The sequence below is a fragment of the Pseudomonas sp. 20-5 genome (genome assembly GCF_056782835.1).
Genome location: NZ_CM165584.1, coordinates 2,164,522 through 2,184,690, shown reverse-complemented (window position 1 = coordinate 2,184,690; position 20,169 = coordinate 2,164,522). Strand labels below are relative to the sequence as shown.

The following is a 20,169-nucleotide window of genomic DNA, read 5'->3' as shown; positions in this document are numbered from 1 at the left end:
CTCGAATGCCGATTCTATCAGGCTTCCAAAGAATTCAAACAAACGTTTGTATTGGACCTGCCCATGCAGCTATATATAATGCGCCCGCTCTGATCAGGGAAAGATCTCAGCCACCAATAAACAGATACCGTGAGCCTTGAGTAGGAGATCGATAGTGGAACGCGAATACATGGAATTCGACGTCGTCATCGTCGGCGCCGGCCCCGCCGGTCTGTCCGCCGCATGCCGACTGAAGCAGAAGGCCGCCGAAGCCGGTCAAGAGATCAGCGTCTGCGTGGTCGAGAAGGGTTCCGAAGTGGGCGCCCACATCCTCTCCGGCGCGGTGTTCGAGCCGCGCGCGCTGAACGAGCTGTTCCCCGACTGGAAGGAACTCGGCGCGCCGCTCAATACCCCGGTGACCGGCGACGACATCTACGTCCTGAAGAGCGCCGAGAGCGCTACCAAGGTGCCCAACTTCTTCGTGCCCAAGACCATGCACAACGAGGGCAACTATATCATCTCCCTGGGCAACCTCTGCCGCTGGCTGGCCCAGCAGGCCGAAGGACTGGGCGTGGAGATCTATCCGGGCTTCGCCGCCCAGGAAGCGCTGATCGACGAGAACGGCGTGGTCCGCGGCATCGTCACCGGCGACCTCGGCGTCGACCGCGAAGGCAACCCGAAAGAAGGCTACTACACCCCCGGCATGGAGCTGCGGGCCAAGTACACCCTGTTCGCCGAAGGCTGCCGCGGGCACATCGGCAAGCAACTGATCAAGAAATACAACCTGGACAGCGAGGCCGATGCCCAGCACTACGGTATCGGCATCAAGGAAATCTGGGACATCGACCCGTCCAAGCACAAGCCCGGCCTGGTGGTCCATACCGCCGGCTGGCCGCTGAACGACGAAAATACCGGCGGCTCGTTCCTCTACCACCTGGAGAACAACCAGGTGTTCGTCGGCCTGATCATCGACCTGTCCTACAGCAACCCGCACCTGTCGCCGTTCGACGAGTTCCAGCGCTACAAGCACCACCCGGTGGTCAAGCAGTACCTGGAAGGCGGCAAGCGCGTGGCCTACGGCGCCCGGGCCATCTGCAAGGGCGGCCTGAATTCGCTGCCGAAGATGGTCTTCCCCGGCGGCGCGCTGATCGGTTGCGACCTCGGCACCCTGAACTTCGCCAAGATCAAGGGCAGCCACACCGCGATGAAGTCCGGCATGCTCGCCGCCGACGCGATCGCCGAGGCCCTGGCCGCCGGCCGCGAAGGCGGCGACGAGCTGTCCAGCTACGTCGATGCGTTCAAGGCCAGCTGGTTGTACGACGAACTGTTCCGCAGCCGCAACTTCGGCGCGGCCATCCACAAGTTCGGCGCTATCGGCGGCGGCGCGTTCAACTTCATCGACCAGAACATCTTCGGCGGCAAGATCCCCGTCACCCTGCATGACGACAAGCCGGACTACGCCTGCCTGAAAAAGGCCAGCGAAGCGCCGAAGATCGACTACCCGAAGCCGGACGGCAAGCTCAGCTTCGACAAGCTGTCCTCGGTGTTCCTCTCCAATACCAACCACGAGGAAGACCAGCCGATCCACCTCAAGCTGGCCGATGCGAGCATTCCGATCGAGAAGAACCTGCCGCTCTACGACGAGCCGGCCCAGCGCTACTGCCCGGCAGGCGTGTACGAAGTGGTGGCCAACGACGACGGCAGCAAGCGCTTCCAGATCAACGCGCAGAACTGCGTGCACTGCAAGACCTGCGACATCAAGGACCCGGCGCAGAACATCACCTGGGTGGCGCCGGAAGGTACCGGCGGGCCGAACTACCCCAACATGTAAGGCAAACGAAAAAGGCTCCCTCGGGAGCCTTTTTTCATGCTGCGCCTGTCAGTCCGGCTGCGGGCCGATGGGAAAGAACTCGCCGTGGCTCCAGACGCCGAGCCATTCGATGCCGTCGATCCGGCGCGGCACCGCCAGCTCGACCAGCTGGTAGAACACGTTGCGATGCACCAGCGCCTCGAGGTTGTCGCGCACCCGCAGGTAGGGCGTGGGTTCCTGGCTGCGGGGGTCGATCTCGACGCGCAGCGGATGCCCGGCGTCCGCCTCGACCTCGTCCTCGACGTTGGTGGCGAAGCGCAGTACCTGCGCCCCGCCCTCGCCCTGCACCTGCAGGGTCACCGCGACGAAGGGCGCATCGTCGACGCGGATACCGACCTTTTCCACCGGAGTCACCAGGAAATAGTCGTCGCCGTCGCGGCGAATGATGCTGGAGAACAGCTTCACCATCGGCTTGCGTCCGATCGGCGTGCCCAGGTAGAACCAGGTGCCGTCGCGGGCTATGCGCATGTCGATGTCGCCGCAGAACGGCGGATTCCACAGGTGCACGGGCGGCAGGCCCTTCTTTTCGCCCCTGGGGATCTGCGCCAGCAGGTCGTTGGCCTTGCCGGTATCACTCATAGCCTGTTCCTCGACTGTTCAGGCCCAGCAATTCCTGGGCGTATTGCTCCAGCGGGGGACGCAGCAGGTCTTCCGGGGTGGCGTCGTAGAACGTCAGGAAACCGCCGCGGCTGCGGATGGTCGCGCTGTCCACCAGGAAACGGGTGCTGGTCTCGATCAGCATGACCTGGATGACACTGCGATCGCGCCCGACCCGGCCGAGTTCCTCTTCGTCTTCCCACTCCTCCCAGTTGCCGATCCTGTTGTCGCCCCGGGCGAAACGGCAGTACAGCAGGTAGTGAGCGCCGGCGGCACGCGCCTCGCGCATCGCGTCGTCCAGGCCGAGCGGCGCCTTGGCGCGGCGCACCAGCGGGAAATACTCGACGAAACCTTCGAAGGCCTGCTCGGCCACCACGTTCGGCCGCGCGTACCGGTAGCCCGGCGGCACGAACGGGCCCTGGCCGATGTAGATGAAGGAGTCGGCCTGGATCCGCCGGTTGTTGCTGCGCTGGCTGGCGCTGTGATCGAGCACCCCGGCGTCGCGCAGGTAGTAGTCGGCGCCGTCGGCCAGGTCGCTGGGCTTCATGCAGGCGGACAGGCTGCCCAGGAGGAGCATCGCCAGGGCGATACGGAACAGGTGCAACATCGGTCATCTCCCCTGCCGGCGTCGGAAAACCGGCGAATGACGAGCCGATGCAGCTTCCGCGCCATCACAGGCCACGCTGCCACTCCTGGCGCAGGGCAGCGTGCTGCGGCTGCTCGATGGCCTGGCGGACCTCGGCCAGCAGGCGCGCCTTGTCGGCACCCAGTTCGCCCTTGAGCACCAGATAGTTGGAAGCGTGGTCGCTGCGAAATACCGTGTCTTCGAGCTCCAAACCCTGCAACAGGCGTTCGACCTCGACGAACAGGGCACGCCGATCCAGCGCCTCGAAATCGGCGAAGCCAGCACGGAAACGCTGCTCGCCGGTAGGGAAACTCACCACCAGGGTCGACAGGTACTCCGGCTGGGCGGCGTTCATCAGGCGCGCGGAGTTGTCCGCGTGCTGCGCGCTCAGGGTCATTCCGCCCAGACCGTTGAGGATCATCACCGAACGACTGATCCCCGCCTCGCCAAGCTTTTCCAGCGCATCCAGGGTAGAGGAATAGGTCTCGCCCTTGTTGACCCGCGCCAGCACTTCGTCGTCGCCGGACTCGGCGCCGACATAGGCCATTCGCAGCCCGGCGTCGGCCAGTTCGCGCAACTCGTCGACCGACTTCCTGCGCAGGTTGCGCGGCAGGCAGTAGCTGGATACCCGCTCCACCTCCGGCAAGTGCTGGCGAATCGCCTGCAGCACCGCGAGCAGCCGGCGGGTCGGCAATACCAGGGCGTCGCCATCGGCGAGAAACACCCGCTTGACGATCAGGCGCTCGCCGCAGCGGCGGATCTCCTCCAGTACCTCGTTCTCGTCGCGGGCGCGAAATTTCTTTTGCGGCTGGGTATACATCTCGCAAAAGCCGCATTTGTTCCAGGAACAGCCATTGGTCACCGGGAGGATCAGCGAATGCGCCTCGCTCGGGGGCCGGAACACCGGTTCGATGTAGTGGATGGGGAATTCACGGACACTCATCGGAGAACTCCTGAACGAACGTGGAGCCACCGGCGGATTCGCCGGAAATGGGCAGCCGACGTCCCGCCGGCGGATCGATGGGCGACGAGTATATCCCTGCCGGCAAAGAGTGCGCGGGGCGCAGTGACTGCGTCCCGGCACCACAGGTATCAGGCGCTGGGAGCGTCGCCTTCGCGCTTGCGCTTGTTGCCCATGCGCACGCCGATATCCATCAGGAAGTGGAAGAAACCTTCCTGGTCTTCCAGCACCTCGCGCCAGAACGGCGAGTGGTACAGCGCCACGGCGCCATGCACCAACGCCCAGGCAGCGCAATAATGGAAGTACGGCGGAACGTTCTCCAGCTTGCCGTCGGCGATACGCTCCTTGATCAGTTGGGTCAGGCGTTCGAAGTTGGAGGCGCGGATCTTGTGCAGCTCCTCGACCATCTCCGGCACCTGGCTGGTCTTCACCACCTTCTCTTCCAGGCGGTCGAACAGGCGGTAGCGCTGCGGATCGCGCATGCGGAACTCGAAGTAGGCACGCGACAGGGCTTCCTTGTCGCGGGCTACGTCTTCGGAATGGAACAGGGCGGCGAGATCGCGCTCGTAGTCCAGCATCAGGCGCAGGTAGATCTCCGCCTTGGACTTGAAGTGCTTGTAGATCGTGCCTTTGCCGATGCCGACGGCATCCGCGATCATCTCGACCGTTACGCTGTCTTCCCCCTGTTCGAGGAACAGCTTGAGGGCGGTATCGAGAATCTCCTGTTCACGGCGACGAAATTCACGAACTTTGCGAGGCTCTTTCTGCATAAAAAGACTGTCAGGTCAAAATGAGTCAAAAATCGAAGCCGCGTATTATGCCTATTCAGCACGAAAATGCACGGAACATCCGACGATGAATTGTTACCAGGACGAATTCGACCAGACCAACGGTCTGCGCTACCTCAACCACGCAGCGGTCGCACCCTGGCCTAGACGCGCCGCCGACGCGGTGAGCGCCTTCGCCCGGGAGAACGTCGCCCACGGCGCCAGCGACTATCCGGAATGGCTGAAGATAGAACATCGCCTGCGCGAGCGCCTTGCCCGACTGCTCAATGCGCGCGCCGGCAGCGACCTCGCCCTGGTCAAGAACACCTCCGAGGCGCTTTCCTTCGTAGCCTTCGGCCTGGATTGGCGAGAGGGCGACCAGGTCGTCATCGGCAACGAGGAGTTCCCCTCCAATAGAGTGGTCTGGGAAGCCTTGCGCCCGCGCGGCGTCGAAGTGGTCGAGGTCGGTCTCGCCGGCGACGATCCCGAGAGCGCCCTGCTCGCCGCCTGCGGCCCGCGCACCCGCCTGCTGTCGATCAGCGCGGTGCAGTACGCCAGCGGCCTGCGCCTTGACCTGGAGCGCATCGGCGCGGGATGTCGCCGCCGCGGGGTGCTGTTCTGCATCGACGCGATCCAGCAGCTCGGCGCCCTGCCCTTCGACGTACAGGCCTACGATTGTGCCTTCGCCATGGCCGATGGGCACAAGTGGATGCTCGGCCCCGAAGGGCTGGGCGTCTTCTATTGCCATCCCGAGCAGCGCGAGCGCCTGGCGCTGCACGAATATGGCTGGCACATGCTGGAACATGCCCTCGATTACGAGCGTCGCGACTGGCGGCCGGCGCGCAGCGCCCGGCGCTTCGAATGCGGCAGCCCGAACATGCTCGGCGCGATGGCCCTGGAGGCCAGCCTGGGGCTGTTGGAGGAGGTCGGCATGGAGCGGGTCGGCAGAGACATCGCCGAGCGCGTCCAGTGGCTACAGGACGGTCTGTCGGGAATTCCCGGGGTACGCCTGCACAGCCCGCGGAACCCGAGCCGACGCGCGGGCATCCTGACCTTCAGCCTGGACGGCCAGGACAATCGGACACTCTTCGAAACGCTTCGCCAGGAACGAGTCATTTGTGCCCAGCGTGGCGGAGGTATCCGTTTTTCCCCGCACTTCTACACGAGTTCGACGGTGATCGATGATACCCTGGCGATCTTGCGCCAGGTCGCAGGCACCTAGGTACTCAAGGACGGCAAGGGTATTCCAAATCTGTTTAAAAAACCGCCAGCCCTGTCTGGACGCCCCACGAACATGACCAATACTGAAAGGTACTGGCGCGCGGTATCTCCCCCCAAGTACCCAGCCAGTGAAGGTACCGAGGAATGCGTACCTTTGTTCCACTCCTAATGGTCTTGACCCGGATTCATCCCCCAGAACCCGGGTTTTTTTTATCCGTGCGCCGGCCTAGCGGGCCAACGGAAACAGCCGATGGAAATTGGCGGTAGTCTGCTCCGCCAGGGTTTCCAGGCTGACGCCACGCAACGTCGCGAGGAATTCGGCGACATCACGCACGTATTCCGGCAGGTTCGGCTTGCCGCGATGGGGAATCGGCGCCAGGTAGGGCGAGTCGGTCTCCACCAACAGCCGGTCGGCCGGTACCTGGCGAGCCACCTCGCGCAGGGCATCGGCATTGCGGAAGGTGACGATGCCGGACAGGGAAATGTAGAAGCCCAGGTCCAGCGCCGATCGCGCCATTTCCCAGTCCTCGGTGAAGCAATGCAGCACGCCGGCCTGCGGCAACGCCGCCTCGCGCAGCAGCGCCAGCGTGTCGGCGCGCGCCTCGCGGGTGTGCACGATCACTGGCTTGGCGGTGATCCGCGCGGCTTCCAGGTGCAGGCGAAACGCCTCCTGTTGCAACTCGGCGGCTTCCGGTTCGTAGTGGTAGTCGAGGCCGGTCTCGCCGATCGCCACCACCCGCGGATGCGCCAGTTCGCCCAGCAGCCAGTCCAGCGCTGGCGCGCTTCCGGGCTCCAGGTCCAGCGGGTGCACGCCCACCGAACAGTGCACGTCGGCATAGCGCTCGGCCAGGGCCTTCACCGCCTGGGCATTGTCGGCGCTGACGCCGATGCAGAGGAATTGACCGACGCCACGCGCTCGCGCGGCATCCAGCGCCGCATCGAGCGAGCCGCCATGGGCGGCCAGGTCGAGGCGATCGAGGTGGCAGTGGGAATCGACCAGCATGATCCTGTCTAGCGTTACATCGTGTGGGTCGGCCGGTCCGACTTCAGCGCCCCGGCCAGGTAGGTTTCGATCTTGTTGCGGGCGGTGTTGTCACCGTCGTTGAACTGCACGCCGATGCCCGCCGCACGGTTGCCCTGGGCGCCCTTCGGGGTGATCCAGACGACCTTGCCGGCCACCGGGATCTTCTCCGGCTCTTCCATCAGGTTGAGCAGCATGAAGACTTCGTCGCCGAGCTTGTAGTTCTTGTTGGTGGGAATGAACAGCCCGCCGTTCCTGATGAACGGCATGTAGGCGGCGTACAGCACGGACTTGTCCTTGATGGTCAAGGACAGGATGCCGTTACGCGGCCCCAGATTGGGTGGCAAACTCATGCAGGTTCCTGCCAGTCGAATATCAGCGGGATTCTAGCCCGGCCCGGGCAGGCTTGCCCACTGCACCAGCAGGGCTTCGAGAAGCAGGACACGGTTGAGGTTGGCCTTGTTCAACACTTTCTGCCGCTGTTGCAGCAGCCAGTCCTGCATGGCCAGCACCTTGGCCTGCCCGGATTTGTCGCCCAGGTACTGGATCACCTTGCGCATGTCGGCCAACCCCAGCCCCTCCTCGTCGTGGGTCAACTGGTAGCGCAGGATGCCCAGCGTCCAGTCGCAGAACCAGTCGAAGAGCAATGGCAACGGCACGCTGTTCCAGCTTTCGGCCAGTGGGCTGGCGGCGATCTGCTGCTTGAGCAGCTTCTTCACCCCCTCGACCACCTGCGCGCGCTGCTCGCGCACGCCCTGGCCGTGCAGGCGCTGGGCGGTGAGCGGCGAGCCGCCGGAAAGCGCCAACAGTTCCTCCAGGGCCTCGGCCGGCTCGTCGGGCAGGGCCCGCGCCAGCCATTCCAGACTCGCCGCCGCGCCCGGCAAAGGGCAGGCCTGCTGCACGCAGCGGCTCTTGATGGTCGGCAACAGGCGGCTGGGCTGGTGGCTGATCAGCAGCAGCACAGTATCGCCCGACGGCTCTTCAAGGCTTTTCAACAGGGCGTTGGCGGCGTTCACGTTCATCGCCTCGGCGGGTTCGAGCAACACGACCTTGCGCCCGCCCAGTTGCGCGGTCTGCACCACGAAGCCAACCAGGTCGCGGACCTGATCGACCCGGATCGGTTTCTCCGCCTCCTCCGGCTCCAGCACGAAGTAGTCCGGATGGGTACCGGCGGCCAGCAACTGGCAGGCCTTGCACTCGCCGCATGCGCCAGCGGCGGCAGGCCGCTGGCAGAGCAGTTGGGCGGCCCAATGCTCGGCCAGGGCACGCTTGCCGATCCCGGCGGGGCCGTAGAGCAGATAGGCGTGGGCGTGCTGGGCGCGGCCGCCCAGTTGGCTCCAGAGCGCCTGCTGCCAGGGATAGATATCAGCCATTCAGACGCTCCAGCAGATTCGGCAGCAGCCGATCCAGGCCAGCCTGCACCTCGGCCAGCGGCAATCCGGCATCGAGCACCTGGTAACGCTCCGGGGCCTGCGCGGCGCGCTGCAGGTAGGTCTGACGCACGGCCTCGAAGAAGCGTCGGTCCTCCTGCTCGAAACGGTCGAGCCGGCCACGCGCCGCCGCCCGCGCCAGGCCGATTTCCACCGGCAGGTCGAAGACCAGCGTGAGGTCGGGCCGCAGGTCGCCCTGGACGAAGCTTTCCAGCGCGGCGATGCGCGCCTCCGGCAAACCGCGCCCGCCGCCCTGGTAGGCATAGGTGGCATCGGTGAAGCGATCGCAGAGCACCACGGCCCCGCGCGCCAGCGCCGGGCGGATGACCCCGGCGAGATGCTGGGCCCGCGCGGCGAACATCAGCAACAGCTCGGTATCGGCGGCCATCGGCTCGTCGCTGGGCGCCAGCAGCAGTTCACGGATGCGCTCGGCGAGAGGCGTGCCGCCAGGCTCGCGGGTCAACTGCACCTCGATGCCGCGCTCGCGCAGGCGCTCGGCCAGGTAGTCGCGGTTGGTGCTCTTGCCGGCCCCTTCCGGGCCCTCCAGGGTGACGAACAGGCCGGTCACACGGCACTCCTTATCTTGGCTGCGCCGCTCATTGTGGCGGCGGGGTGATGGGCGCGGGGCTGGAGCGATAGTCCGAGCGACGCTTCAACTGGTACTCGCGGACCGCCTTGTTGTGTTCGTCCAGGCTGCTGGAGAACACATGGCTGCCATCGCCGCGCGCCACGAAATACAGGGTCTCACCCTCGGCCGGATGCAGCGCGGCGCGAATCGCCTCGCGCCCGGCCAGGGCGATCGGGGTCGGCGGCATGCCCGGCACCACATAGGTATTGTAAGGGGTCGGTTCGCGCAGGTCGGCGCGGGTGATCTTGCCGTTGTAGCGCTCGCCCATGCCATAGATCACCGTCGGATCGGTCTGCAACAGCATGCCGCGCTGCAGGCGGCGGACGAAGACGCCGGCGATCTGCGAACGCTCTTCCGGCACGCCGGTTTCCTTTTCCACCAGCGAGGCCATGATCAGCGCCTGGTAGGCGTCGCGATAAGGCAGGTCCTGGCTGCGGCCATCCCATTCCTTGGCGAGGATGGTCTGCATGCGCTGGTAGGCCTTGCGCAGTATGTCGATGTCGCGCATGCCACGGGTGTAGCGGTAGGTATCGGGGAAGAAGCGCCCTTCGGCCACTTCGTCGGGCTTGCCGAGGCGTTGCATGATCTCGCCGTCGCTCAGGCCGGCCAGGGTCTGCTCCAGCTTGCCCTGCCTGGCGAGCGCTTCGCGCACCTGGCGGAAACTCCAGCCCTCGACCAGGGTCAGGCTGTACTGCACCACCTCGCCTTCACGCCAGAGTTCCAGCAGGTCGGCGCCCTTCATCCCCGGCAAGAGGCGGTATTCGCCGCTGTGCAGGGCCTGGCCCGGCAGGTTGAAACGCCAGTAGAGGCGCAGCCAGAACGCGCCATGGAGCACCTTTTCCTGCTCCAGACGCGCGAGCATGCCGCCCGGCGTGGAGCCCGAGGAAACGTCCAGCAGGCGCTCCTCGGTCAATTGCAGGGGCTGCTCCAGCGCCCGCTGCTGTTGCCATGCAGCCAGGCCGACGCAGAGGCCAACGAACAACAGGCCACTCTCCAGCAGCACCAGCAGTTTGCGCATCAAAGTCAGAAATCCAGGTCGTCGCGAAGTTGGTCTTGCAGTTTACGGGTCAGCTCGCCGACCGGCCAGACGTGCTCGTCCAATGCCCGGACCGGCCAGATGCCGAACTGGCTGTTGCACAGAAAGACCTCGTCGGCCGTCGCCAGTTCAGCCATGGAAACATCCCGTATCGCCAGCGGGACGCCGATTCCTTCGGCGCGCTCGAGCAATTCCGCGCGCATCACTCCAGCGACGCCGCAGCGCCACAGGTCAGGCGCTACGAGGGTGCCGTCGAGAACCAGCAGCAGGTTGCTGAACACCCCCTCCACCACCCGCTCGTGCACGTCCAGCATGAGCCCTTCGGCATGCCCGGCGTCGCTCCACTCGGCACGGGCGAGGACCTGCTCCAGGCGATTGAGGTGCTTGAGGCCGGCCAGCAGGGGCTGCTCGGCCAGGCGCGTGCGGCAGGCGAACAGGCGCACGCCTTGCTGCCAGTGGCGCTCGGGATAGGCCGGACGCGGCGATCCGGAGAGGATTCGCCGCGGCGAGGCCTCGGCAGGCGGCGCGTAGCCACGCAAACCCTCGCCGCGGGTGACGATCAGCTTGGCGACACCGTCGCCCAGCGCCGCGCAGAACGCCAGCAACTCCTGGCGCAACGCCGCGGCGTCGAGAGGGATCGCCAGGCGCCGACACCCCTCTTCCAGGCGCGCCAGGTGGCGCTCCAGGAGACGCGGCGTGCCGGCGCGCACCGCCAGGGTCTCGAACAGCCCGTCGCCATAGGCCAGTCCGCGATCGCGCACGGACAGCTCGGCGGCGGGCCGGCCGTCGACCCAGTCCAGCATCAGTCGGCGAACCTGCGGAACACCAGGGTGCCGTTGGTCCCGCCGAAACCGAACGAGTTCGACAGGGCCACGTCGATCTTGCGCGGCTTGGCTTCGTGGGCCACCAGGTCGAGGTCGCAACCTTCGTCCGGGTTGTCCAGGTTGATGGTCGGCGGGGCGACCTGGTCGCGCAGGGCCAGCACGCTGAAGATCGCCTCCACCGCACCGGCGGCACCTAACAGGTGGCCGGTCATCGACTTGGTCGAACTCATCGACAGCGCATGGGCATGCTCGCCGAACACGCTCTTCACCGCGGCGATCTCGGCGATGTCGCCGGCCGGGGTGGAGGTGCCATGGGCGTTGATGTAATCGACCTGACGAGGATCCAGGCCGGCATCGCGCAGCGCGTTCTTCATGCAGCGGGCGGCACCGGCGCCGTCTTCCGGCGGCGCGGTCATGTGGAAGGCGTCGCCGCTCATGCCGAAGCCAACCAGCTCGGCATAGATCCGCGCGCCGCGGGCACGGGCGTGCTCCAGTTCTTCGAGCACCAGGGCGCCGGAACCGTCGGACAGGACGAAGCCGTCGCGATCCCGGTCCCACGGACGGCTGGCACGGGTCGGCTCGTCGTTGCGAGTGGAGAGCGCGCGAGCCGCGCCGAAACCACCCAGGCCGAGACCGCAGGCAGCCATTTCGGAACCGCCGGCGACCATCACGTCGGCCTCGCCATAGGCGATGTTGCGAGCAGCCATGCCGATGCTGTGGGTACCGGTGGTGCAGGCGGTGGTGAGGGCGTAGTTGGGCCCCTGCAGACCCAGGTGGATCGACAGGAAGCCGGAAACCATGTTGATGATCGAACCGGGCACGAAGAACGGCGAGATGCGCCGCGGCCCCTGCTCGAACAGGGATCGGCAGTTGTTCTCGATATTGGTCAGGCCGCCGATACCGGAACCCATGGATACGCCGATACGCTCACGATTGGCGTCGGTGACCTCCAGGCCGGAATCGCGAACGGCCTGGAAGCTGGCGGCGAGACCGTACTGGATGAACAGGTCGAGCTTGCGGGCTTCCTTGGCGGACAGGTATTCCTCGACATTGAAACCCTTGACCGAACCACCGAAGCGGGTGGAATAGGCGGACAGGTCCATATGCTCGATCGGGGCGATCCCGCTGCGACCGGCGAGAATACCTTCCCAACTGCTCGGGACATCCAGGCCCAGCGGCGACAGCATGCCCATGCCAGTAATGACGACGCGTCTACGCGACACTACGACTTCCTCTTTCTCATTTCACGGGGTTGCGCCGACAGACTACCAGAGTAGGTAAGGCGCTAAAGAAAAGCCGCACGCCCTTACAGGCTGTGCGGCTTTTCCACGTCGGAAAATCCGACGACTACTTATTGCTGGTGAGCAACGATGTAGTCGATGGCTTCCTGAACGGTGGTGATCTTTTCAGCTTTCTCGTCAGGGATTTCGGTCTCGAATTCCTCTTCCAGAGCCATCACCAGCTCGACGGTGTCAAGGGAGTCGGCGCCCAGGTCTTCGACGAAGGAAGCGCTGTTGGTGACTTCTTCTTCCTTCACGCCGAGTTGTTCAGCGACGATCTTCTTAACGCGTTCTTCGATGGTGCTCATACCTTGTTTTCACTCCTATGGAAAATCCGAGCAGCTGGGCTGCGGGTAAGTGTATAGAAAGGGTTTTCTGCTTTTCAAGCTGAACGCCTCACCTTCCCACGGCCACTTCGATAATTCTATCTAATAACCCGGCTGCAATTCCGCAACGAATTCTAGACAGCGCTTATGACAGACCCGAGAAAGGTAACGTCACATTCAGCTCATGTACATCCCACCATTGACCGGCACGGTGGCCCCGGTCACATAGGCTGCGCCGTCCGAAGCGAGGAAGCCGACCACCTTGGCGATCTCTTCCGCCTGCCCCAGGCGACCCAGCGGAATCTGGCCCAGCAGCGCTTCGCGCTGGGCTTCCGGCAGCTCGCGGGTCATGTCGGTGTCGATGAAGCCCGGCGCCACCGCATTCACGGTAATGGCACGCGAACCGACTTCCCGGGCCAGCGCACGGGTGAAGCCCTCCAGGCCGGCCTTCGCCGCGGCATAGTTGGTTTGCCCGGCATTGCCCATGGCGCCGACCACGGAACCGATGTTGATGATGCGCCCCCAGCGGGCCTTGGTCATACCGCGCAGAACGGCTTTCGACAGACGGTAGAGACTGTTCAGGTTGGTGTTGACCACATCGAACCACTCGTCGTCTTTCATGCGCACCAGCAGATTATCGCGGGTGATGCCGGCGTTATTGACCACGATCAGCGGTTGGCCGAGATGCTGCTGGATGTGCTCCAGGGTCGCGGCTACGGATTCGTCGCTGGAAACGTCCAGGACCAGGCCCGCACCCTCGACGCCATTGGCCTTGAGGGTTTCGGCGATCTTCTCGGCGCCGGACGCGCTGGTCGCGGTGCCGATGACCACGGCACCCAGGCGCCCCAGTTCCAGCGCAATCGCCTGGCCGATGCCACGGCTGGCGCCGGTTACCAATGCGACCTTACCTTGCAGACTCATGGGATTCTCTCCTTTCTCTCTCTCAGGCCAGGGCGGCGCGCGTGGCGGCGAACGCCTCGACGCCATCCAGGCCATGGGTATTGATGCCCTTCGCGCAGCGCCTGTTGAGGCCTGCCAGGACCTTGCCCGGCCCGCACTCGACCAGCTCGGTGACGCCCTTTTCCGCCAGCAGCTGGATGCTCTCCACCCAGCGAACCGGGCTGTACAGCTGTGCCAGCAGGTCGCGGCGCAGCGTATCGAGATCAGCCGGCACGGCGGCGCTGACGTTCTGCACCAGCGCAATCTTCGGCGCCTGCCACTGCAGGCTTTCGACCGAGGCGGCGAACTGCTCGGCGGCCGGACGCATCAGTTCGCAATGCGACGGCACGCTGACTGGCAGCGCCACCGCGCGCTTGGCGCCGCGTGCCTTGCATGCCTCGATGGCACGCTCAACGGCAGCCGCGGCACCGGCGATCACTACCTGCCCCGGCGCGTTGAAGTTGACCGCGCTGACCACCTCGCCCTGGGCCGCCTCGGCACAGGCCGCCAATACATCGGCGTCTTCCAGGCCAAGGATCGCGGCCATGCCGCCCTGCCCCGCCGGAACCGCCTGCTGCATCAGTTGGCCCCTACGCTCGACCAGCTTGACCGCATCGGCGAACGCCAGGCTTTCGGCCGCGACCAGCGCGGAATATTCGCCCAGGCTGTGCCCGGCGACGAACGCCGGGCGCGCACCGCCCTCGGCCAGCCAGAGGCGCCAGAGCGCGATCGAAACCGTGAGGATGGCCGGCTGGGTCTTGTCGGTCTGGTTCAGGTGCTCTTCAGGACCATTCTGGACCAGCGCCCAAAGGTCGTAACCGAGCGCCTCGGAGGCCTCGGCGAAGGTATCGCGCACCAGCGCCTGCTGGGCGCCCAGCTCGGCCAGCATGCCGAGGGATTGCGAACCCTGGCCGGGGAAGACGAATGCGAGGGATGCAGACATTGAATAGGTCCCTTGTGGTCTTTTGCTCGTCGGAGATAACGCGCCAGCCGCGACTGGCGCAGGAAACTGAGTGTTGGATGGCTGCCTGGACCGCCCGGTCACACATTAGAGCAGCAGATGCTCGAGACGGCCATGCAATCGTTGCGGCAGGTTTTCCCGGACTTCCAGTGCCGCGCGACGCAAGGCGCTCTGGAAACCCTCCTCGGCGGCAGACCCATGGCTTTTCACCACTATCCCCTGCAATCCGAGGAAACTGGCGCCGTTATAGCGTGCCGGAGCGATATCGCCGCGCAGCCGGCGCAGCAGCGGCAACGCCAGCGCACCGACCAGCTTCGCCGCCAGTCCATCGCGGAAGCGCTGTTCGATCCGCGCCGACACCATGGCAGCCAGGCCTTCGCTGGCTTTCAGCAGGATGTTGCCGACGAAACCGTCGCAGACCACCACGTCGGCCTCGCCGCGATACAGGCCATCGCCCTCTATATATCCGCTGAAATTCAACCCCTGCGCCTTCTGCAACAGACTCGCCGCCAGCTTGACCTGCTGGTTGCCCTTGATCTCCTCGGTCCCCACGTTGAGCAGGGCGACCCGGGGCGAGACGCAGCCCAAGGCCTCTGCCGCCACCGCGCCCATCACCGCGAACTGATAGAGATGCTCGGCACTGCAATCCACGTTGGCGCCGAGGTCGAGCAGATGACAATGCCCCTTCTCGGTCGGAACCGCCGTCACCATCGCAGGGCGGTCGATACCGGGCAGGGTCTTCAGCAGGTGCCGCGACAGCGCCATCAACGCCCCGGTATTGCCGGCGCTGACGCACGCGTGCGCCCGGCCGTCGCGGACCAGCTCCAGCGCCACGCGCATGGAAGCGTCCGGCTTGCCACGCAAGGCCTGGGAGGGACGTTCGTCTGAACCTATCACTTCGCTGGCCGCATGCACACGCAGGCGCTGCCGGTCGAGCGACGGATAGCGGGAAAGGAGTTCTTCGAGGAGGGCAGGCTGACCGACGAGGATCAGTTGCGAAGAGGAATTCTCGGCCAGGAAGGCAATAGAGGCCGGAACAACGCAGTGGGGACCGAAGTCCCCACCCATTGCATCAATCGCGATGATTGGTGCGGACAAGGATTACTCGTCGGAGCCCTTGTCTACTACCTTACGGCCGCGATAGAAGCCGTCCGGGGATACGTGGTGGCGCAGGTGGACTTCACCGGTGCTCTTTTCCACGGACAGAGCATTGGACTCGAGCGCATCGTGGGAACGACGCATGTCACGAGCGGAACGAGACTTTTTGTTCTGCTGAACAGCCATGATTGATTAACTCCTAAACGTTTGGGTCACGCTTCAACTGTGCCAGTACGCTGAACGGATTAGGACGCTTGTCCTCGACTTCGCTCGACTCCGGCTCGTCTTCGACGACGAATCCAGCCGGGTGCTGACATACTTCGGGGTCATGGGCCGGAACGATGGGTAAGGCGAGCAACAGCTCGTCCTCGACCAGCGCCAGCAGGTCCAGGGGTTCCTCCCCCACTTCCAGCGCATCGTACCCCTTCGGCAGACCGTCGGCGGACTGACCTTCCCGAAGAATGGCGTAGGTATATTCGCCATGCACGGGAATGGCCGCCGCATCCAGGCAGCGTTGGCATACCATGCTCACCTCGGTATCGAGCTGCATATGCATGACCGCCAGCTTCTGGTGGTCGCGCTCGAAGGAAACCTTCACGCGCACCTCACCGGCATCGCTGGTCAGTTGCTCGCATACACGCGGCATATCGGCGAGCGCGTACACACCCTCGAGGGTGGCGCCGCGGTCGACCAACTTGCGCGGATCGATATGAGGTGGAATCGGCCCATTCAACATAAGCGCGCCATTATAGGGACGCCCCCGCGCCTGTCAAAGGAAATTAGCCATAAACCGCTGTAAGGACGAGTCTTTTCGTTAAAATCGGCCGCTCGCCATGGAGAACCTCATGCCCGACCTGATCCTCGCCTCCAGCTCCCCCTACCGACGCGAACTCCTGACCCGCCTGCGCCTTCCCTTCGAAAGCGCCAGCCCCGATATCGACGAAAGCCATCGCGCCGGGGAAAGTGCCGAGGAACTGGTGCGCCGCCTTTCCGCCAGCAAGGCCGAAGCGCTGGCCGGACGCTATCCGCAACACCTGGTGATCGGCTCCGACCAGGTCGCCGTACTCGACGGCAACATCCTCGGCAAGCCGCACACCCCCGAACGCGCCATCCAGCAGCTACGGGACGCCAGCGGCAAGAGCGTGACCTTCCTCACCGGACTGGCCCTCCTCAACAGCGCCAGCCGACGCATCCAGGTGGCATGCGTGCCGTTCACCGTGCACTTCCGCCACCTCGACGAGAGCCGCATCCGCCGCTACGTCGAAGCGGAACGCCCGCTGGACTGCGCCGGCAGCTTCAAGGCGGAAGGCCTGGGCGTCAGCCTGTTCCGCTCCACCGAAGGAGAGGACGCCACCAGCCTGGTGGGACTGCCCCTGATCCGCCTGGTCGACATGCTCCTCGAGGAAGGCGTCGAAATCCCCTGAGCCGGCATTCCATATAAAGAAGCCCGGCTTCGGCCGGGCTTCTTTATATAAGGAAGGGAAACACCCTCAGCGCAGTACCGGCCCCTGCCAGCCCATCCACAGCGCGAGGCGCTCCGCCACACTGGCACCGAACTTCTTGGCGAAGCGATCGAAAGGCGACTCCTGCACGGTGTAGTCCTCGATCTTCTTCTCCTTCACCACTTCGCGCGCCACATAGCTGGCATTGCCCAGGCCGTCGATCAAACCCAGCTGCAATGCCTGTTCGCCGGACCAAACCAGACCCGAGAACAGCTCCGGATGCCCCTCGACCTTGAGCCGGTCGCCGCGCCCTTTTTTCACGCTGTCGATGAACTGCTTGTGGGTGGTATCCAGCACCTGCTGCCAGAACTGGGTCTCCTCGGGCTTTTGCGGCTGGAAAGGATCGAGGAACGACTTGTGCTCGCCGGAGGTATAGACGCGCCGCTCGACACCGAGCTTCTCCATGGTGCCGACGAAACCGAAGCTGGCCGCCGTCACGCCGATGGAACCGACCAGGCTGGCCTTGTCGGCGTAGATCTGGTCGGCGGCGCTGGCGATGTAGTAGGCGCCGGAGGCACCCAGGTCGCTGATCACCGCATAGACCTTGACGTTCGGGTGCTCGCCGCGCAGGCGACGAATCTCGTCATAGATATAGCCCGACTGCACCGGACTGCCGCCCGGACTGTTGATCCGCAGGACGATCCCCTTGGTACCCTCATCCTTGAACGCCGCGCGCAGGGCCGTGACGATATTGTCGGCACTGGCCGGCTCATCGTCGGCGATCATGCCCTTCACCTCGATCAGTGCCGTGTGGCTACCGCTGCGCGAGGCCGATTTCTCCAGGCTGCCGAACGGACTGAAGGCCAGCAGCACGACAAAGAGATAGATGAAGGTCAGCGACTTGAAGAATATCCCCCAGCGCCGCGCCCGCCGCTGCTCCTGGACCCCGGCGAGGACCGCCTTTTCCAGCAGCTTCCAGCTCTTGTCGTCATTCGCCTTCGGCGTTTCCGACTTCCACTCGTCAGACATGCTCAACCACTCCTGAAACCGCCTCACGTCGAGCACCGCCCAACCAGGCGCGCAACTCGGTGAAATGCTCAACTTCCAGCCGCGGCGCATAAGGCCGCAACTGCTCCAGCGATTGGGCGCCATAGGCCACCGCAACCGAATCCATCCCCGCCCGTCGCGCCATTTCCAGGTCGAACGGCGAATCACCGATCATCAGCGCCCGCCCCGGCTCGACCCGGCAGTGCGCCAGGATCTCGTGGAGCATCAACGGGTCCGGCTTGCTGGCCGTTTCGTCGGCGCAGCGGGTGATATCGAAGAAATCGCTCCAGCCATGCCCCGCCAGCACCCGGTCCAGGCCGCGCCGACTCTTGCCGGTGGCGACCGCCAGGCGGAACCCGGCCTCGCGAAAATGCACCATGGCTTCGGCCACGCCGGGGAACAACCGCGACGGCTGCGCTTCCTGCGCCAGGTAATGCTCGCTGTAGGCACACCGGAAACGCTCGACCAGAGCAGGATCGCCAACCTCCGGATAGAGCGAAGCGATCGCCTCGGGCAAGCCGAGGCCGATGATGCCCTTGATCCGGGTATCGTCCCGCTCCGGCAGAGCGGTTTCCCGCGCCGCCGCCTTCATCGAATCGACGATGCGCGCGATCGAGTCGACCAGGGTGCCGTCCCAATCGAATACCAGCAACGCGTAGTCAGTCATTCAAACGCTCCAGCGAACGCTGCCACATCTCGTCCACCGGCGCCTCCAGCTCCAGCACCTGCCCGTCGGGCAGCGGCACGCGCAACTGCGCGGCATGCAGGAACAGGCGCTTGCCGCCCAGCTCGCGGATCTCGCGGGAGAAATCCTCGTCGCCATACTTCGGGTCGCCGGCGATGGCATGCCCGGCGTGCTTGGCATGCACGCGGATCTGGTGGGTCCGCCCGGTGATCGGGCGCGCTTCCACCAGGGTGGCGAAATCGCCGAAGCGACGCAGCACCCGGAACTCGGTCAGCGCGTCCTTGCCCTCGACGTTCACCTCTACCATTCGCTCGCCCGAACGCAGGTTGTTCTTCAGCAGCGGCGCGCGCACGTTCTTCTTGCCAGCCGGCCAGTGGCCACGGACCAGGGCGTGATAGCGCTTGTCGACGATCTTCTCGCCCCGCAGGGCCTCATGCAGGTGACGCAACATGCTGCGCTTCTTGGCGATCATCAGCAGGCCGGAGGTATCGCGATCGAGACGATGCACCAATTCGATATCCTTGGCATCGGGGCGCAACTGGCGAAACACCTCGATGACCCCGGCGCTCACGCCGCTGCCGCCATGCACGGCGATCCCGGCGGGCTTGTTGACCACGATCAGCGCCTTGTCCTCGTAGACGATCGCCGCCTCCATCCGCTCCAGCAGCCCCTGCGCCAGCGGCGCCGGCTCATCACGCTCGGCCAGGCGCAGCGGCGGCACGCGCACCTGGTCTCCGGCCTGGAGCCGATAGTCGGGCTTGATCCGCCCCTTGTTCACGCGCACTTCGCCCTTACGCAGGATGCGATAGATCAGGGTCTTGGGCGCACCCTTGAGACGGGCAATAAGGAAATTGTCGATACGTTGACCAGCCAGTTCCGGCGGCACATCGAGCAGCTGGACACCGGTGGTCGGAGAGGCGGGAGTAGTCATCCGTACATCATAACAATTTTTCATTCAATTGAAGCACTTAATCATTGCTGCTATAGTCGGGAAGCCGCCATAAGCGGCCTGGCCTGCGGATGATTGCCAACCTGCATTTCCCCCTCGCCTGCAAACACTTTGAACGGACGTCAGGCCGTCCTACAGAGGCGTTTCAGCGGAAATACGAAAATTTCCAACCCGCTAACGACTCGAAACCAAAGCCTTGAAACATGAGCCGCGACCACTTCGGTGAGCGCGAGATGCCAACCCGCTCCGGATACTGCGAGCGGCGCCCGATTCTTAAGGAACATGTGTAGGGTGGAGATGTACGGCTGTTGGACTGCGTAGCTTCTAGCTTGATCCAGACGCATTTTTCGTCCGCCTCCGACAGCCGATTCCTCCTCCTGACTCAAGTGCTTCTGAAACACAGGAAGCAGGAGACGTAGTCGCGGACCGGCACCCAGTGCCGAGCGCCGCTGGACACGGGAATGGCCCGCCATTCCTGAATAC

Annotated in this window: 23 protein-coding genes; 3 read left to right on the top strand and 20 right to left on the bottom strand. The window is 64.6% G+C overall.

What is annotated here, in order from left to right:
- Positions 1-154: 154 nt before the first annotated feature.
- Positions 155-1,810, top strand: a complete 1,656-nt coding sequence (locus AC1RB9_RS10240) for an electron transfer flavoprotein-ubiquinone oxidoreductase (protein WP_003102932.1) — start codon at positions 155-157, stop codon at positions 1,808-1,810.
- 48 nt (positions 1,811-1,858) lie between these two features.
- Here AC1RB9_RS10240 and AC1RB9_RS10235 read toward each other — a convergent pair whose 3' ends face one another.
- The 4 genes from AC1RB9_RS10235 to AC1RB9_RS10220 all read right to left on the bottom strand — a co-directional run bounded on the left by AC1RB9_RS10235 (position 1,859) and on the right by AC1RB9_RS10220 (position 4,802).
- Positions 1,859-2,428 (bottom strand): DUF1285 domain-containing protein, encoded by a 570-nt coding sequence (locus tag AC1RB9_RS10235; protein WP_003160628.1) that lies wholly within the window; start codon positions 2,426-2,428, stop codon positions 1,859-1,861.
- Positions 2,421-3,053, bottom strand: coding sequence for a DUF4823 domain-containing protein (locus AC1RB9_RS10230; protein ID WP_003091112.1), 633 nt, complete (start codon positions 3,051-3,053; stop codon positions 2,421-2,423). The genes AC1RB9_RS10235 and AC1RB9_RS10230 overlap by 8 nt, the downstream gene beginning before the upstream one ends.
- Before the next feature lie 64 nt (positions 3,054-3,117).
- The gene (locus AC1RB9_RS10225; RefSeq protein WP_003119811.1) at positions 3,118-4,014 is read right to left on the bottom strand and encodes a radical SAM protein; all 897 of its coding nucleotides are present in this window, start codon (positions 4,012-4,014) and stop codon (positions 3,118-3,120) included.
- 149 nt (positions 4,015-4,163) lie between these two features.
- A complete protein-coding gene (locus tag AC1RB9_RS10220) occupies positions 4,164-4,802 on the bottom strand; it encodes a TetR/AcrR family transcriptional regulator (protein WP_003091114.1) in 639 nt (212 codons plus the stop codon).
- Positions 4,803-4,887: 85 nt separating this feature from the next.
- On the opposite strand from AC1RB9_RS10220, the gene AC1RB9_RS10215 reads away from it, so the two are divergent.
- Positions 4,888-6,021, top strand: coding sequence for an aminotransferase class V-fold PLP-dependent enzyme (locus AC1RB9_RS10215; RefSeq protein ID WP_003118082.1), 1,134 nt, complete (start codon positions 4,888-4,890; stop codon positions 6,019-6,021).
- Positions 6,022-6,246: 225 nt separating this feature from the next.
- Here the strand turns inward: AC1RB9_RS10215 and AC1RB9_RS10210 are convergent, their stop codons facing one another.
- The 13 genes from AC1RB9_RS10210 to AC1RB9_RS10150 all read right to left on the bottom strand — a co-directional run bounded on the left by AC1RB9_RS10210 (position 6,247) and on the right by AC1RB9_RS10150 (position 16,299).
- Positions 6,247-7,023: a TatD family hydrolase gene (locus AC1RB9_RS10210; RefSeq protein WP_003091117.1), complete on the bottom strand. Its 777-nt coding sequence runs from the start codon at positions 7,021-7,023 to the stop codon at positions 6,247-6,249.
- Between the two features lie 14 nt (positions 7,024-7,037).
- On the bottom strand, positions 7,038-7,394 hold the full coding sequence (locus tag AC1RB9_RS10205) for a PilZ domain-containing protein (RefSeq protein ID WP_003091119.1): 357 nt from the start codon (positions 7,392-7,394) through the stop codon (positions 7,038-7,040).
- A 33-nt stretch (positions 7,395-7,427) separates the two neighbouring features.
- On the bottom strand, positions 7,428-8,414 hold the full coding sequence (locus AC1RB9_RS10200; RefSeq protein WP_003104126.1) for a DNA polymerase III subunit delta': 987 nt from the start codon (positions 8,412-8,414) through the stop codon (positions 7,428-7,430).
- Entirely contained in the window at positions 8,407-9,039 is a 633-nt protein-coding gene (tmk, locus tag AC1RB9_RS10195; RefSeq protein ID WP_003091125.1) for a dTMP kinase, read from the bottom strand. Before tmk ends, AC1RB9_RS10200 begins: the two co-directional genes overlap by 8 nt.
- Before the next feature lie 28 nt (positions 9,040-9,067).
- Positions 9,068-10,117 (bottom strand): endolytic transglycosylase MltG, encoded by a 1,050-nt coding sequence (mltG, locus tag AC1RB9_RS10190; protein WP_003104128.1) that lies wholly within the window; start codon positions 10,115-10,117, stop codon positions 9,068-9,070.
- A gap of 5 nt (positions 10,118-10,122) precedes the next feature.
- On the bottom strand, positions 10,123-10,938 hold the full coding sequence (gene pabC / locus AC1RB9_RS10185) for an aminodeoxychorismate lyase (RefSeq protein ID WP_003452483.1): 816 nt from the start codon (positions 10,936-10,938) through the stop codon (positions 10,123-10,125).
- Entirely contained in the window at positions 10,938-12,182 is a 1,245-nt protein-coding gene (gene fabF / locus AC1RB9_RS10180) for a beta-ketoacyl-ACP synthase II (RefSeq protein ID WP_003104132.1), read from the bottom strand. Before fabF ends, pabC begins: the two co-directional genes overlap by 1 nt.
- Before the next feature lie 128 nt (positions 12,183-12,310).
- Entirely contained in the window at positions 12,311-12,547 is a 237-nt protein-coding gene (acpP, locus tag AC1RB9_RS10175) for an acyl carrier protein (RefSeq protein WP_003091135.1), read from the bottom strand.
- A gap of 195 nt (positions 12,548-12,742) precedes the next feature.
- Positions 12,743-13,486, bottom strand: a complete 744-nt coding sequence (fabG, locus tag AC1RB9_RS10170; protein ID WP_003091137.1) for a 3-oxoacyl-ACP reductase FabG — start codon at positions 13,484-13,486, stop codon at positions 12,743-12,745.
- Positions 13,487-13,508: 22 nt separating this feature from the next.
- The gene (gene fabD, locus AC1RB9_RS10165) at positions 13,509-14,447 is read right to left on the bottom strand and encodes an ACP S-malonyltransferase (protein ID WP_003104134.1); all 939 of its coding nucleotides are present in this window, start codon (positions 14,445-14,447) and stop codon (positions 13,509-13,511) included.
- 105 nt (positions 14,448-14,552) lie between these two features.
- Positions 14,553-15,563 (bottom strand): phosphate acyltransferase PlsX, encoded by a 1,011-nt coding sequence (plsX, locus tag AC1RB9_RS10160; RefSeq protein WP_071533934.1) that lies wholly within the window; start codon positions 15,561-15,563, stop codon positions 14,553-14,555.
- 3 nt (positions 15,564-15,566) lie between these two features.
- On the bottom strand, positions 15,567-15,749 hold the full coding sequence (gene rpmF, locus AC1RB9_RS10155) for a 50S ribosomal protein L32 (protein ID WP_003091143.1): 183 nt from the start codon (positions 15,747-15,749) through the stop codon (positions 15,567-15,569).
- A 13-nt stretch (positions 15,750-15,762) separates the two neighbouring features.
- Positions 15,763-16,299, bottom strand: a complete 537-nt coding sequence (locus AC1RB9_RS10150) for a YceD family protein (RefSeq protein WP_003091144.1) — start codon at positions 16,297-16,299, stop codon at positions 15,763-15,765.
- Between the two features lie 109 nt (positions 16,300-16,408).
- Here AC1RB9_RS10150 and AC1RB9_RS10145 point away from each other — a divergent pair, with 109 nt between their 5' ends.
- A complete protein-coding gene (locus tag AC1RB9_RS10145) occupies positions 16,409-16,987 on the top strand; it encodes a Maf family protein (protein WP_003113992.1) in 579 nt (192 codons plus the stop codon).
- A 66-nt stretch (positions 16,988-17,053) separates the two neighbouring features.
- Here AC1RB9_RS10145 and sppA read toward each other — a convergent pair whose 3' ends face one another.
- The 3 genes from sppA to rluC are packed head-to-tail and all read right to left on the bottom strand — an operon-like array spanning position 17,054 to position 19,668.
- A complete protein-coding gene (sppA, locus tag AC1RB9_RS10140; RefSeq protein ID WP_003091146.1) occupies positions 17,054-18,034 on the bottom strand; it encodes a signal peptide peptidase SppA in 981 nt (326 codons plus the stop codon).
- Positions 18,027-18,719: an HAD-IA family hydrolase gene (locus AC1RB9_RS10135; protein ID WP_003104140.1), complete on the bottom strand. Its 693-nt coding sequence runs from the start codon at positions 18,717-18,719 to the stop codon at positions 18,027-18,029. Before AC1RB9_RS10135 ends, sppA begins: the two co-directional genes overlap by 8 nt.
- Positions 18,712-19,668, bottom strand: a complete 957-nt coding sequence (gene rluC / locus AC1RB9_RS10130) for a 23S rRNA pseudouridine(955/2504/2580) synthase RluC (protein ID WP_003104143.1) — start codon at positions 19,666-19,668, stop codon at positions 18,712-18,714. Before rluC ends, AC1RB9_RS10135 begins: the two co-directional genes overlap by 8 nt.
- Between the last annotated feature and the right edge of the window lie 501 nt (positions 19,669-20,169).